Raw genomic sequence first — 14,615 nt, forward strand, 5'->3', positions numbered from 1 at the left:
AGGTACCTGAATGATAAAAAATATTGTGTTTGATATGGGAAAAGTGCTGGTAGGATATGATTCGATGCGGGTGTGCAGACAGTTCATTGAGGAGGAAGAGGACCGTGAAACCGTATGTACGGCCGTATTCGTGTCGCCGGAATGGATTTTTCTGGATATGGGGGTGATATCTGAAAACGAGGCTTTGGATAGGATTTATAAGAGGCTGCCTAAAAGGCTTCATGAAAAGGCAAAGCTCTGCATGGATCACTGGCCGGATTACTGCATGTGGCCGGTGGAAGGCATGGAAGAACTGGTGAAAAGCCTGAAGGAGAGAGGATTTGGGATTTATCTCTGTTCAAACGCGTCCATGAGGCTTCCGCAGATATATAAAAAGGTGATTCCCGGAATCGGGTATTTTGACGGCGTCATTTTTTCGGCGGCGGAAAAGTGCATCAAGCCACAGCGGCAGATTTATGAGGCATTGTTTTCCAGGTTTGGCCTCAATCCCGCTGAATGCTTTTTTGTGGACGATTTGCAGCTCAATATCGATGGGGCCAGAGAATGCGGAATGGATGGATATTGTTTTGAGGACGGAGATGTTGAAAAACTGAGAGGTGTGTTATATGGACTGTAAGGATGGGACCAGGATCATTCCCACCACCGGGCGGAATAACTGCGGGGGACGGTGCGTCATCCTGGCCCATGTCAGGGATGGAAAAATCGTAAAACTGACTACGGATACGAAAGAGGCCGCAGGCTGCGGCGTGCCGCTCACCGCCTGTGCCCGGGGGCTGAATTATCATAAGACATTTTTGGGTGAAGACCGGCTCCGCTATCCCATGAAGCGGATTGGAGAAAGAGGGGAAGGGCGGTTTGAACGGATAACCTGGGACGAGGCGGTGGACATCATTTCCAAAGAATGGGTCCGCATACGGGATACCTATGGGCCCGGCTCCAGGTATGTGAATTACGCCACCGGGGTCAGCGCCCTGATGCGTGGAAATAAGCTGGCGAAAAGGCTTTTGAGCCTGGACGGCGGCTTTTTGGACTATTATAACTCTTACAGCACGGCGTGCATCAGGCAGGCTACGAACTTAATGTACGGGACCGGGGAGACGGGAAACAGCCTGGAGGATCTGCTGAACACGAATCTGATTATCCTGTGGGGGCATAATCCGGCTGAGACGAAGTTTGACAGCGGAACCATGCATTATCTGAAGAAAGCTGTAAAAAAGGGGATTCCGGTTGTGGGAGTGGACCCCAGGAAAAATGATACCATACGCCAATTGGGGGCCAAATGGATTCCGATCCGGCCTGCCACAGACAGCGCCATGATGGACGCCATGGCCTATGTGATTATGGAAGATGGCCTTCAGGATCAGGAGTTTCTGGACCGGTGCTGTCTGGGATTTGACCGCCTGCACATGCCGGAGGGAACCGATCCGTCGGAATGTTATCTTTCTTATCTGTACGGAGAAAAGGACGGCGTCAGGAAAACCCCGGAATGGGCGGAAGGGATAACGGGCGTTCCTGCGGATGTTATCCGCTCTCTGGCGGTCAGATATGCTTTGGCGAAACCGGCCGCGCTGCTCCAGGGGTATGGGGCCCAGCGCCATGCTTACGGGGAACAGAGCGCAAGAGGCGGGATTTTATTGGCGTGTATGACGGGAAATGTGGGGATTTCCGGTGGATGGGCCAGCGGAACCGCAGACTGTACCCGCCATAAAAACCCTGATTTCCCATCCCCGCCCAATCCCTATCAAAAGAAGATTCCGGTGTTTCTATGGACCGAGGCGGTGGAACGGGGCCGGGAGATGACAAAACTGGACGGTGTGACCGGAGGGGATAAGCTGGATTCGGATATTAAGATGATCATCAACCTGGCCGGAAACTGTCTGGTGAACCAGCACAGCGACATCAACAGGACCATAAAACTTTTAAAGGACAGGGAAAAATGTGAATTCATCCTATGCAGCGACCTCTTTATGACCTCCAGCGCCAAATTTGCGGATATCCTTCTGCCCGGCACCTCCATGTTTGAGGGGGAAAATATAACCATGCCCTGGCTGTACGGAGATTTCCTGGGGTTCAATAACCAGGTGATCCAGCCGCTGTATGAGAGCCGGTTTGAATACGACTGGCTGGCTGAGGTGGCAGGGAAAATAGGTCTGGGAGAGGCGTTCACAGAAGGGCGGACAGCCGGAGAATGGCTGGAGTATTTATATAATGACCTGCGTAAAACAGAAACGGAACTGCCGGATTACAAAACATTTAAAGAGGCGGGAATCTGCCGTTATAAAGACAATCCCAGGATCATCGCGTTTGAAGAGGAATGCAGGGATCCGGTAACATGCCCATTTCCTACGGAGAGCGGCAGAATCGAGATATTTTCTCCCAAAATATACAGGACAGAATACAAAGAGTTTGTCCCGGCAATACCCGGATATGTGGAGCCGCCGGAAGGACCGGCGGACCCTCTGGCTGAGAAGTATCCCATCCAATTGATCGGGTGGCACACGAAGAGGCGGTGCCACAGCATCCATGATAACAACAAAGACCTGCACAGGCTGGATCCCCAGACCCTGAGAATGCATCCGGCGGACGCGCTAAAACGGCAGATCGATGACGGGGACATGGTGCTGGTATGGAATGACCGGGGGAAAATACGGATTCCGGTAAAACTGACGGAAGATATCATGGAAGGGACTGCCGCCCTCTCTCAGGGAGCCTGGTACCAGCCGGATCAGGACGGTACCGATTTAGGCGGTTCCATCAATGTTCTGACATCCCAAAGGCCCACGGCTTATGCGAAAGGGAATCCGCAGCACACCAATCTGGTGGAGATCCGCAAGTTGACGTATTAAAATTAGGTGCTATAATGTATTTATGTATGTACAATGATTAGGGGATAAAGGGACAGAGACGTGGAAAATATAGTGAGAAAAGCATTAAATGAGAACTCGGAATACATAAAAACGGCCGCTAACATGGCCTGGCCTGCGGTGCTGGAATCATTTTTCGTGGCATTTGCAGGCATGGTGGATTCCCTGATGGTCAGCTCCATCGGGGCTTATGCGGTGGCTGCGGTAGGGCTGACTACCCAGCCTAAATTTATCGGCCTGGCATTTTTTATTGCCAACAATGTGGCGGTTTCAGCCATTGTGGCCCGGAGAAAGGGGCAGCAGGACAGGAAGAGCGCCAACCAGACCATGATGATTTCTCTCATGTATGTAGTCATTTTGGGAACGTTCATCAGCGCGGCCTGCGTGTATTTTGCGGACCCTATCATCAATTTGTGCGGGGCGGGACCGGATACTCATGAGAGCGCGGTGATCTACTTCCAGATTATCATGGGCGGCATGATGTTTAATATCATATCCTTAGCGATCAATGCGGCACAGCGGGGGTCAGGCAAGACGAAGATTGCCATGAAGACCAATGTGACGGCCAATGTGGTCAATATGATCGGCAATTACCTGCTGATCGGCGGCAATTTCGGATTTCCGGCGCTGGGAATCCGGGGCGCGGCCCTGGCCACTGTTTTCGGAACTTTCGTGGCCTGCTGTATGAGCATCGCTTCCATTTTGTCTAAAGACAGTTTTGTCAGCATTCCTTATATTATAAAAGAGAAAGTGAAGCCTACCATTGCGCCGCTGCGTAGCATGGTCAGAATCGGCTCCAATATTTTCATCGAACAGATTCTCATGAGGGTGGGCTTTATGTCGGTGGCCGTCATGACGGCAAAACTGGGAACCGACGCATTTGCAGCCCATCAGGTGGGCATGAACGTGATGAGCCTGTCCTTCTCCTTTGGGGATGGTATGCAGGTTGCGGCGGTGGCGCTGATCGGACAGAGCCTGGGGGAACAGAATCCGGAGATGGCTAAGTTATATGGAAAGATCTGCCAGAGGATGGGCAATGTGATTTCAGTGGTTTTATCCGTCTTTTACCTGCTCTGCGGGCATTTTCTGTTCAGCCTCTATTTTGAAGAGGAGCATATCATAGCCATGGGGGTTATGATCATGAAAGTTGTTATGGTCATCGTGCTGCTTCAGATCGCCCAGGTGATCTATATGGGATGCCTGAGGGGAGCCGGGGATGTGTTTTTTACCACCGTGGCCTCCACGATCAGCGTCACTTTGGTGCGGCCGCTGTTCTCCTACCTGTTCTGCTATGCCATGGGGATGGGGCTCATCGGAATCTGGCTGGGGATCGTATCGGACCAGTTCTGCCGTTTCCTGCTCACCACATGGAGATTTAAGTCGGGTGTGTGGACAAAGGTGAGAATTTGACGGGGCAGGGGAATCCGGCTTGGAATCATAAAACCCCGATATATATTTACCGCTTATCATAACGACAGGTTATGATGCTGATTCCAATCTTGTATATCATAATCGGCAAAAATCATATGGTAACAGTTGAAATCTCCTGGTAAATGCGATATTATGTAAAGAAACAATTGCGGCATAACCGCGAGAAATGAAGAATAAGGGAGACATTTGTATGGATTATAATGTTGTTACCATTCCAGGCGATGGGATCGGACCGGAAATTGTCCGGGAAGCCTGTAAGGTTTTAGACAAAGTGGGCCAGGTGTACGGCCATACATTTCATTATACCAAAGTGCTGATGGGAGGATGTTCCATTGACGCTTATGGAGTGCCTCTTACGGATGAGGCGTTGGAAACAGCGAAAAAGAGTGACGCGGTTTTGCTCGGCGCCGTGGGCGGCAATGTGGGCAATTCCAAGTGGTACGACGTGGCGCCAAACCTGAGACCTGAAGCAGGATTGTTAGCCATCCGCAAAGGTCTTAATTTATTTGCCAATATCCGTCCGGCCTATCTCTATAAAGAACTGGCCGAGGCGTGCCCGCTGAAGAAAGAGATCATCGGCGACGGTTTTGATATGGTGATCATGAGGGAGCTGACAGGGGGCATTTACTTCGGGGAACGTCATACGGAGGAAGTGGACGGTGTTTTGAAGGCCACAGATACCCTTACATATGATGAGAATGAGATCAGAAGAATTGCCGTTAAGGCTTTTGACATTGCCATGAAGCGCAGAAAACAGGTGATAAGCGTGGATAAGGCCAATGTGCTGGATTCTTCCAGGCTTTGGAGAAACGTGGTGGAAGAGGTGGCGAAGGATTATCCGGAAGTCACATTGAGCCATATGCTGGTGGACAACTGCGCCATGCAGCTTGTGATGAATCCGGGACAGTTTGACGTGGTGCTGACGGAAAATATGTTCGGGGACATTTTGTCGGATGAGGCCAGCATGATTACCGGCTCCATCGGTATGCTGTCGTCAGCCAGTTTAAATGAAAGCAAATTCGGTATGTACGAGCCGAGCCATGGTTCTGCTCCTGACATAGCGGGTAAAGATATAGCCAATCCCATTGCAACCATCCTTTCAGCGGCCATGATGCTCCGTTATTCCTTCGACCTTGACAAGGAGGCGGATGCCATCGAAGCGGCGGTGCAGAAGGTGCTGACAGAGGGTTACCGCACGGTGGATATCATGTCGGAAGGATGTGTTCAGACCGGCACCGTGAAGATGGGCGATCTGATTGCAGAGCGGATCGGATAGAGAAAATAGGAATGGAGGAAGCGTGGAAAATAAACCCGATGGATGATTTTCCACACCCAAATTTGTGCCGGAGCCACAAATTTGAATCGCAGCTGAGAATCTGAAATTCTCAGCGCGTGCCTCCGCAAAAACGCTCCGGCATGGAGGAATATGATGAAAAGTGATAATGTAAAATGTGGGATGCAGCAGGCGCCGCACCGTTCCTTATTTAATGCGTTAGGTATGACAAAGGAGGAGTTGGAAAAGCCTTTAGTGGGCATTGTCAGCTCCCATAATGAGATAGTTCCGGGACATATGAACCTGGATAAGATTGTGGAAGCGGTGAAGCTGGGGGTTGCCATGGCAGGCGGAACTCCGGTGGTATTTCCGGCAATCGCGGTATGCGACGGTATCGCCATGGGCCATATCGGAATGAAGTATTCCCTGGTGACCAGGGACCTGATCGCGGATTCCACGGAATGTATGGCTCTGGCCCATCAGTTTGACGCCCTGGTCATGGTTCCCAACTGCGATAAGAATGTTCCCGGACTTTTGATGGCTGCGGCCCGCGTTAATATACCCACAGTGTTCGTCAGCGGCGGCCCAATGTTAGCAGGCCATGTACACGGACAGAAAACCAGCCTTTCCAGCATGTTTGAGGCGGTGGGCTCCTACACGGCGGGCACTATGAGCGCGGAAGATGTGGAAGAATTTGAGAATAAGGCCTGTCCTACCTGCGGTTCCTGTTCGGGCATGTATACAGCCAACAGCATGAACTGCCTGACAGAGGTCCTGGGCATGGGATTACAGGGCAACGGAACCATTCCGGCTGTTTATTCCGAGCGGATCAAGCTGGCGAAACATGCGGGCATGGCGGTTATGGAGATGTACAGAAAGAATATCCGCCCCCGTGACATCATGACCAAAGAAGCGTTTATGAATGCCCTGACTATGGATATGGCGTTGGGATGCAGCACCAACAGCATGCTCCACCTTCCGGCGATTGCCCATGAAGCGGGCGTGGAGATCAATGTGGACATTGCCAATGAGATCAGTTCCAAGACGCCGAACCTGTGCCATCTGGCTCCGGCAGGCCATACATATATTGAAGAATTGAATGAAGCCGGCGGCATTTACGCCGTCATGAATGAGATCAGCAAACTGGGGCTTCTGAACCTGGACTGCATGACGGTGACAGGAAAGACCGTAGGGGAAAACATTAAAAACTGTGTGAATAAGAATCCGGACGTCATCCGCCCGGCAGATCACCCATATTCGGCAACGGGAGGAATCGCCGTCCTCCGGGGCAACTTAGCGCCTGATTCCTGTGTTGTGAAGCGTTCAGCAGTGGCGCCTGAGATGTTAAAGCATGAAGGGCCTGCCAGAGTGTTCGACTGTGAAGAGGACGCCATTGACGCCATTAAAGGCGGTAAGATTGTGGCGGGAGATGTGGTTGTGATCCGTTACGAGGGGCCAAAAGGCGGCCCGGGCATGAGGGAGATGCTGAATCCGACCTCAGCCATTGCGGGCATGGGTCTGGGCTCAACGGTAGCCCTGATTACCGACGGCCGTTTCAGCGGCGCTTCCAGAGGAGCTTCCATCGGCCATGTATCGCCGGAAGCTGCGGTGGGAGGCCCAATCGCCCTGGTGGAAGAGGGAGATATCATAGAGATCGATATCAATGCCAACACCATCAACATGAGAGTTTCCGAAGAAGAACTGGCTGCAAGAAAGGCCAAATGGCAGCCAAGAACCCCGCAGGTGACCACCGGCTATCTGAAACGCTATGCGAAACTGGTAACTTCGGCTGACCGGGGAGCTGTTTTAGAAGCGTAGGTTGTTTTAACAGGAGAAAGAACAAGGAGTAGGGAATATATGGCAAAATTGACAGGAGCAGATATAGTTATTGAGTGTTTAAAGGAACAAGGGGTGGACACCGTCTTCGGATATCCGGGCGGCACCATTCTGAACATATACGACGCCCTTTATAAGCACCAGGATGAGATCACGCATATATTGACTTCTCATGAACAGGGAGCGGCCCATGCGGCCGACGGTTATGCGAGAGCCACGGGAAAAGTCGGCGTATGTATGGCAACTTCAGGGCCTGGGGCAACGAATCTGGTAACCGGCATTGCGACGGCTTATATGGATTCCGTTCCGGTTGTGGCGATAACCTGCAATGTGGCGGTAAGCCTTCTGGGGCGCGACAGCTTTCAGGAAATCGATATTGCCGGCGTTACCATGCCGATTACAAAATACAATTTCATCGTAAAAGACATCACAAAACTGGCGGATACCGTGCGCCGCGCGTTTAAAATCGCCCAGTCCGGAAGGCCGGGCCCGGTGCTCATCGACATCACAAAAGATGTGACGGCCGGACTTTGTGAATATGAGTATAAAAAGCCGGAAGAGATCGTCCGCCAGACCGATTCCATTACGGAAGAGGATATGGAACGGGCTCTCGGCATGATCCGCAATTCCCAGAAGCCGTTTATCTTCGTCGGCGGAGGAGCTGTTCTTGCGGACGCATCCGACGAATTGAAGACATTTGCCCATAAGATCCAGGCGCCTGTCGCAGACAGCCTGATGGGAAAAGGGGCTTTTGACGGGACGGATGAATTATACACCGGCATGGTGGGAATGCACGGAACCAAAACTTCCAATTTCGGATTTACCGAGTGTGATCTTTTAATCGTGCTGGGGGCGCGTTTCAGTGACCGCGTTACGGGAAATGCTTCCAAGTTCGCCAAGAACGCCAAGATCCTGCAGATCGATGTGGATCCGGCGGAGATCAATAAAAATATCAGAACCCATGCCAGCATAGTAGGCGATTTGAAATCGGTTCTCAGAAAGCTGAACGCCCGCCTCGATCCGGTCAACCATGACGAATGGATCGGCCACATCGAACGGATGAAGGATATGTATCCGCTCCGTTACAATAAAGACGGTCTGACAGGGCCGGGAATTATTGAAACCATTTACGAGCTGACACAGGGCGACGCCATCATTACAACGGAAGTAGGCCAGCACCAGATGTGGGCGGCCCAGTACTATAAGTATAAAAAGCCCAGGACATTTTTGACGTCCGGCGGACTTGGCACCATGGGCTACGGCCTGGGAGCGTCTTTAGGCGCTAAGATGGGCTGCAGGGATAAAACCGTATTTAATATTGCTGGAGACGGCTGTTTCCGCATGAACATGAACGAAATTGCCACGGCGACCAGATACAATATTCCGATCATCCAGGTGGTAATCAACAACCATGTTCTCGGCATGGTGCGCCAGTGGCAGACCTTGTTCTATGGCAAGCGCTATTCACATACAGTATTAAATGACCAGGTGGATTTCGTGAAGCTGGCAGAGGCCATGGGAGCCAAAGCATATCTGGTGACGAAGAAGGAAGAGTTAAAACCGGCTCTCAAAGAGGCCATGGAGCTCAACATCCCGGTGGTGATCGAATGCCAGATCAACTGCGACGACAAAGTGTTCCCGATGGTATCCCCGGGAGCGCCGATCCAGGATGCATTTGATGAAACAGACCTGAAGATAAATTAATAGATATCCAGTGCGCGAAAGCGTGCTGGATTATGTTAATATAAAAACAATCTTATTTAGGAGGGAACGAAGATGAGTAGAGTGTACAACTTTTCAGCAGGGCCAGCGGTTCTGCCGGAGGAAGTTCTGAAAGAAGCAGCGGATGAAATGCTGGATTACCAGGGCACCGGAATGTCGGTTATGGAGATGAGCCACAGGTCAAAAGCCTTCGAAACCATTATTAATGAGGCGGAAGCCGACCTGAGAGAACTGATGAACATACCGGACAATTATAAGGTATTGTTTTTACAGGGCGGCGCCCATCTGCAGTTTTCCATGATTCCCATGAATTTAATGAAGAACAAAGTCGCTGATTATGTGATCACCGGACAGTGGGCAAAAAAAGCTTATCAGGAAGCTCAGAAATATGGTGAAGTCCATGCAGTGGCATCCAGCGCCGACAAGACATTCAGCTATATTCCGGACTGTTCCGATCTGCCGATTTCAGACAATGCGGATTATGTATACATCTGCGAAAACAACACGATCTATGGTACAAAGTTTAAAACCCTGCCCGACACAAAAGGCAAAACACTGGTAGCAGACGTTTCCTCCTGTTTCTTATCTGAGCCGGTTGACGTGACAAAATACGGACTTATTTACGGCGGCGTACAAAAGAATATCGGACCTGCAGGCGTTGTCATCGTGATCATCCGTGAAGACCTGATCACAGAAGACGTCCTTCCCGGAACGCCTACCATGATGCAGTACAAGACACATGCCGATGCGAAATCACTCTATAACACACCTCCGGCTTACGGCATCTACATCTGCGGAAAAGTGTTCAAGTGGTTAAAGAAGCGGGGCGGCCTTCAGGCTATGAAGGAATATAATGAAAAGAAAGCTAAAATCCTGTACGATTTCCTGGATACAAGCAAACTGTTTAAAGGGACTGTTGCTAAAGAAGACCGTTCTCTTATGAACGTGCCGTTTGTAACCGGCGACGATGAACTGGATGCCAAATTCATCAAAGAATCCAAAGCGGCCGGTTTTGAGAACTTAAAGGGCCACAGATCGGTAGGCGGAATGAGAGCCAGCATTTACAATGCGATGCCCATAGAAGGCGTGGAAGCGCTGGTTGCATTTATGAAGAAGTTTGAGGCGGAAAACGCGAAATAGAGAATGGCTGCCGGATATACGGCGGAATATGGAGGAAAGATATGAAAAAAATTCATTGCTTAAATGCCATTTCCAAATATGGCACAGATCTGCTGACCGGTGATTATGCTTTAACGGATAAGATGGAAGAGGCTGAGGGCGTATTGGTCCGCAGCGCGGCCATGCATGAGATGGAATTTTCCGATAACCTGCTGGCCATCGCCCGCGCCGGAGCCGGTGTAAACAACATCCCCCTCGCATCCTGTGCGGATCAGGGCATCGTTGTATTCAACACGCCGGGCGCCAACGCCAACGGCGTTAAGGAACTCGTAATCGCAGGCATGCTTTTAGCGTCCCGCGATGTGGTGGGCGGAATCGAATGGTGCCGTGGAATCAAAGAAGATCCGGATATCGCAAAAGCGGTTGAGAAGGGCAAAAAGGCATTCGCAGGCTCTGAGATCAAGGGCAAAAAGCTGGGGGTGATCGGCCTGGGAGCCATCGGCGCGGAAGTGGCCAATGCGGGAGCTTCCTTAGGTATGGAAGTATACGGATATGACCCGTTTATCTCCGTAAATGCCGCATGGATGCTGTCCAGGTCCGTAAAACACATCACATCCGTGGACACGATCTACAAAGAGTGTGACTACATAACCGTTCATGTACCGCTTTTGGACAATACGAGAGAAATGATCTGTAAATCCGTTCTGGACGAGATGAAAGACGGAGTGGTCATCCTCAACTTTGCCAGGGACCTTCTGGTAAATGACGACGATATGGCAGCGGCACTGGCTTCCGGCAAGGTGAAAAAATATGTAACCGATTTCCCGAATCCAAAATCAGCCAATATGGAAGGCGCCATTGTGATCCCTCATCTGGGAGCTTCTACGGAAGAATCCGAAGACAACTGTGCGGTTATGGCTGTAAAAGAGATGATGGATTACCTGGAGAACGGCAATATCCGGAATTCTGTCAACTATCCCAGCTGTGATATGGGCGTATGCAAATCCGCCGGCAGAATCGCGGTGCTTCATATGAATATTCCAAATATGATCGGACAGGTAACAGGAACTCTGGCAGCCGGAAACATCAACATTTCCGATATGACCAACAAGAGCCGTGACAAATATGCCTATACCCTTTTAGACCTGGAAAATGAGCCTGATCCCATCACCATCCAGAAACTGAACGCCATTAAAGGGGTATTAAGAGTGCGGGTGATCTGCTGATGGCTGTCGTTAAACCTTTTAAATGTATCAGGCCGGCAGCGGATAAAGCGGCGCAGGTGGCAGCCCTTCCTTACGATGTATACAATCGTAAGGAAGCCTGCCAGGCAGTGGCCGGAAATCCGCTGTCTTTTTTAAATATTGACCGGGCGGAGACCCAGTTTCCCGATGATGTGGATACTTATGACGAGCGGGTGTATGCAAAGGCCAGGGAGCTTCTGGAGGCCCGGATCGGGGACGGCACATTTATAGAAGAGGAAGAAAGCGCTTATTATATCTATGCTTTGACCATGGACGGGCGCTGTCAGGCGGGAATTGTGGCCTGTTCTTCCATTGATGACTACCAGAACGGAATCATCGAAAAACATGAAAACACCAGGGAGAGCAAAGAACTGGACCGTATCCGCCATATTGACGAGACCAATGCCCATACCGGACCGGTGTTTTTAGCATACCGGGCGGTTCCGGAGCTGGACCGGATTGTGGAACAGGTGATGTCCGGACCGGAACTCTATGATTTCACATCCTCAGACGGCGTCCGCCATCAGGTATGGAAGATCAGCCCCGGTGAAATGACCGTACAGACAGAGGAACTATTCGGACGCGTTCCCCGTACCTATATAGCAGACGGCCATCACCGGGCGGCATCTGCCGTAAAAGTGGGCCTAAAGCGGCGGGAAGAACATCCGGGTTATACGGGTGAGGAACCATTTAATTATTTCCTGACCGTGCTGTTTCCGGACGACCATTTGAACATCCTGCCGTATAACCGGGTGGTCCGCGACCTGAACGGTTTGACAAAAGAAGAGTTTTTCGATAAGATATCTCTTTCTTTCCGGGTGGAAAAAAAGGGCCCGAACGCCTATGAACCGGATGAAAAGAGAAAATACGGCATGTATCTGGATGGTGAATGGTACTGCCTGACAGCGAAAGAGGAGATCTTATCTGATGATCCGGTGGACGGGCTGGCCCCTTCCATCCTGCAGGATTATCTTTTGGCCCCTGTTCTCGGAATCGGTGATCCGAAAACGGACAGACGGATCAACTTTATCGGCGGAATCCGCGGAACCGCTGAATTGGAACGCCGCGTTTCGGAGGACATGGAGATTGCATTTGCCGTATATCCCGTGACAATCGGGGAACTGCTTCATGTGGCGGATGCAGGGCTTTTAATGCCCCCCAAATCCACCTGGTTTGAACCAAAACTGAGAAGCGGCCTGTTTATCCACAGATTATAAGAAACGGCTTCAAAGACAGAGAGGAATCAATCCCCGTTTGGCAGATATTTTAAGGTATCCGCCGGACGGGGAATTCTATTTTATAGGAAGATATATTCTCAGCGGGGAAGAATCCGCTGTAAATAATTATGTAAATCTTTAGATTCTTAATATTTTATAAATATTTGTGCAAAATTTAATTAAGGACCACAGGAAAATATTTCCATTTAGAAGTTTTGTACAAAAAACTTGACTATTAGTTAAAATATGGTATAATACAAACGTAATAAATGTAACAATTACGTAATAACTTGATACATAAACTTAATTAATAGGAGAGTTTTGTAATGAAAAAGAAAGCTTTATGCGCATTTGCAGCGCTGCTTATCTGTGGAACGATTGCATTTATATCCCCTGATACCGCCATGGCGGCTCAAACTGCGGAAGGAACCGCGTCAAGCGGCGGAGAATACATAGCAACGATTGATAAACTTGTTAATATTAACAAAGAGCATGGAAGCGAAGAAGTTTTATTACAGGCTCAGGTCGGTGAAAAGTATCAAGTTTTAGAAGATATGGGAGACGGCTGGCTGAAAGTTCAGGTAGGCGACCGGTATGGTTTTCTTCCCATAGATGACAATGCCACTGTTTCTTCCATGAGCGAAGAGGACAGGCAGGCTGCGGAGGCTTTGGCAGAGAGCCAGAGCAGCAAGCGTCAGCAGGTCGTTGACTTTGCGCTTCAGTTTTTAGGCGGCCGTTACTCTTATGGAGGAACCGATCCCCACACGGGAGTGGACTGTTCCGGATTTACCCGCTACGTGATGCAGCATGGCGCAGGAGTATCTCTTCCCCATTCATCAGGCGGACAAGCCGGTGCAGGAATCGGAATCAGCGCAGATCAGATGCGTCCCGGGGATTTGATCTGTTATGCCAGCGGCAGCAGAATCAACCATGTGGCGATGTACATTGGCAACGGCCAGATTGTACACGCTTCTACATATGAAACCGGCATCAAGATTTCCAATTGGAATTACCGCCAGCCGGCAAAGATTGTCAATGTTTTAGGTGATTAGGAATTTTTTTGGGATAAATAGGATAGGATAAAAAGGAAGTGCCCCTGGTTACAGGAAGGCACTTCCTTTTTGCATGAAAATATCGTATATTAAGTAAGGATGCCAAAAAGTTATGGCCGGATGTATGGAAATGAGGACGGTCAAAGAATGGGAGGCAGCCATTTTTAAAATGAAAGAGCAGCAGAATGGAGGCAGTATGGAGGAGCGTTTTAAGAGGGTGTCTGATTCCCAGACGGAACAGGCCTATATTGTGAGAGCCAGATATTTGAATTCATCAGGCCGTTTGTTCGGCGGAAGCCTGATGGCCTGGATCGATGAAACCGGGGCGATGGCGGCAAGGCGTCACTGCAATATGTCGGTTACAACAGTGGCGGTGGACAATCTGCAGTTTGTGGAGCCGGTGCTGCTGAGCCAGATCGTAGTGCTGGTAGCAAAGGTGACCCATGTGGGCAATAGTTCTATTGAGGTACGGGTGGATACTTATGTGGAAAATCTGGAAGGAATCCGCAGCAGGGTGAACCGGGCATATCTGGTCTATGTGGCGTTGAAAGATAATGTCCCGTCCCGCGTACCGAGGCTGATTGTGGAATCGGAATCGGAAAAAGCGGAGTGGGAGGCCGGTGAGCGGCGGGCGGTACTGCGCAAGTCCCGCAGACAAGAAGGGTATTAATCCCGTCTGCGTCATGGTTTCCGGTCCCCGTCTCCCCGCGGCCCAGGCCGGCTGACCGGCTCCGCGGGGAGACGGGGACCGGAAACCGTGACGCAGACGGAGTAACCGCATCTGAACTGTTCCTAAATAAAAAACAAAATTTACCTTGACACAATTTAGCAATGTGTATATAATAATTAGGCGTGCA

At 50.3% G+C, this 14,615-nt stretch carries 11 protein-coding genes; all 11 read left to right on the plus strand.

Going from position 1 to position 14,615, the window contains the following annotated elements; all coding sequences use genetic code 11:
- Positions 1-10 precede the first annotated feature (10 nt).
- The 11 genes from GPL15_RS07760 to GPL15_RS07810 all read left to right on the plus strand — a co-directional run bounded on the left by GPL15_RS07760 (position 11) and on the right by GPL15_RS07810 (position 14,428).
- Positions 11-616, plus strand: a complete 606-nt coding sequence (locus GPL15_RS07760) for an HAD family phosphatase (protein WP_215697678.1) — start codon at positions 11-13, stop codon at positions 614-616.
- Entirely contained in the window at positions 606-2,846 is a 2,241-nt protein-coding gene (locus GPL15_RS07765) for a DMSO/selenate family reductase complex A subunit (protein ID WP_215697680.1), read from the plus strand. The genes GPL15_RS07760 and GPL15_RS07765 overlap by 11 nt, the downstream gene beginning before the upstream one ends.
- Positions 2,847-2,918: 72 nt before the next feature.
- Positions 2,919-4,274, plus strand: coding sequence for an MATE family efflux transporter (locus GPL15_RS07770; protein ID WP_346344916.1), 1,356 nt, complete (start codon positions 2,919-2,921; stop codon positions 4,272-4,274).
- 211 nt (positions 4,275-4,485) lie between these two features.
- The gene (gene leuB, locus GPL15_RS07775; RefSeq protein ID WP_215697683.1) at positions 4,486-5,571 is read left to right on the plus strand and encodes a 3-isopropylmalate dehydrogenase; all 1,086 of its coding nucleotides are present in this window, start codon (positions 4,486-4,488) and stop codon (positions 5,569-5,571) included.
- Positions 5,572-5,724: 153 nt separating this feature from the next.
- Complete coding sequence (gene ilvD, locus GPL15_RS07780) at positions 5,725-7,386, plus strand: dihydroxy-acid dehydratase (RefSeq protein ID WP_215697746.1); 1,662 nt, start codon at positions 5,725-5,727, stop codon at positions 7,384-7,386.
- 39 nt (positions 7,387-7,425) lie between these two features.
- The gene (ilvB, locus tag GPL15_RS07785; RefSeq protein ID WP_215697685.1) at positions 7,426-9,108 is read left to right on the plus strand and encodes a biosynthetic-type acetolactate synthase large subunit; all 1,683 of its coding nucleotides are present in this window, start codon (positions 7,426-7,428) and stop codon (positions 9,106-9,108) included.
- A gap of 72 nt (positions 9,109-9,180) precedes the next feature.
- On the plus strand, positions 9,181-10,266 hold the full coding sequence (serC, locus tag GPL15_RS07790) for a 3-phosphoserine/phosphohydroxythreonine transaminase (protein WP_215697687.1): 1,086 nt from the start codon (positions 9,181-9,183) through the stop codon (positions 10,264-10,266).
- Between the two features lie 41 nt (positions 10,267-10,307).
- Positions 10,308-11,471, plus strand: coding sequence for a phosphoglycerate dehydrogenase (locus tag GPL15_RS07795; protein ID WP_215697689.1), 1,164 nt, complete (start codon positions 10,308-10,310; stop codon positions 11,469-11,471).
- Complete coding sequence (locus tag GPL15_RS07800) at positions 11,471-12,706, plus strand: DUF1015 family protein (RefSeq protein WP_215697690.1); 1,236 nt, start codon at positions 11,471-11,473, stop codon at positions 12,704-12,706. Before GPL15_RS07795 ends, GPL15_RS07800 begins: the two co-directional genes overlap by 1 nt.
- A gap of 326 nt (positions 12,707-13,032) precedes the next feature.
- Entirely contained in the window at positions 13,033-13,758 is a 726-nt protein-coding gene (locus tag GPL15_RS07805) for an NlpC/P60 family protein (RefSeq protein ID WP_215697692.1), read from the plus strand.
- A gap of 130 nt (positions 13,759-13,888) precedes the next feature.
- Positions 13,889-14,428: an acyl-CoA thioesterase gene (locus GPL15_RS07810; protein ID WP_346344917.1), complete on the plus strand. Its 540-nt coding sequence runs from the start codon at positions 13,889-13,891 to the stop codon at positions 14,426-14,428.
- The last annotated feature ends 187 nt before the right edge of the window (positions 14,429-14,615 follow it).

This window comes from Clostridium sp. MCC353 (assembly GCF_018785315.1).
GTDB lineage: Bacteria > Bacillota > Clostridia > Lachnospirales > Lachnospiraceae > CHH4-2.

Bases quoted from the DNA above. Each gene is read 5' to 3' on its own strand.
- GPL15_RS07760 (WP_215697678.1), top strand. From the start codon at position 11: ATGATAAAAAATATTGTGTTTGATATGGGAAAAGTGCTGGTAGGATAT.
- GPL15_RS07765 (WP_215697680.1), top strand. From the start codon at position 606: ATGGACTGTAAGGATGGGACCAGGATCATTCCCACCACCGGGCGGAAT.
- leuB (WP_215697683.1), top strand. From the start codon at position 4,486: ATGGATTATAATGTTGTTACCATTCCAGGCGATGGGATCGGACCGGAA.
- ilvD (WP_215697746.1), top strand. From the start codon at position 5,725: ATGAAAAGTGATAATGTAAAATGTGGGATGCAGCAGGCGCCGCACCGT.
- ilvB (WP_215697685.1), top strand. From the start codon at position 7,426: ATGGCAAAATTGACAGGAGCAGATATAGTTATTGAGTGTTTAAAGGAA.
- serC (WP_215697687.1), top strand. From the start codon at position 9,181: ATGAGTAGAGTGTACAACTTTTCAGCAGGGCCAGCGGTTCTGCCGGAG.
- GPL15_RS07795 (WP_215697689.1), top strand. From the start codon at position 10,308: ATGAAAAAAATTCATTGCTTAAATGCCATTTCCAAATATGGCACAGAT.
- GPL15_RS07800 (WP_215697690.1), top strand. From the start codon at position 11,471: ATGGCTGTCGTTAAACCTTTTAAATGTATCAGGCCGGCAGCGGATAAA.
- GPL15_RS07805 (WP_215697692.1), top strand. From the start codon at position 13,033: ATGAAAAAGAAAGCTTTATGCGCATTTGCAGCGCTGCTTATCTGTGGA.
- GPL15_RS07810 (WP_346344917.1), top strand. From the start codon at position 13,889: ATGAGGACGGTCAAAGAATGGGAGGCAGCCATTTTTAAAATGAAAGAG.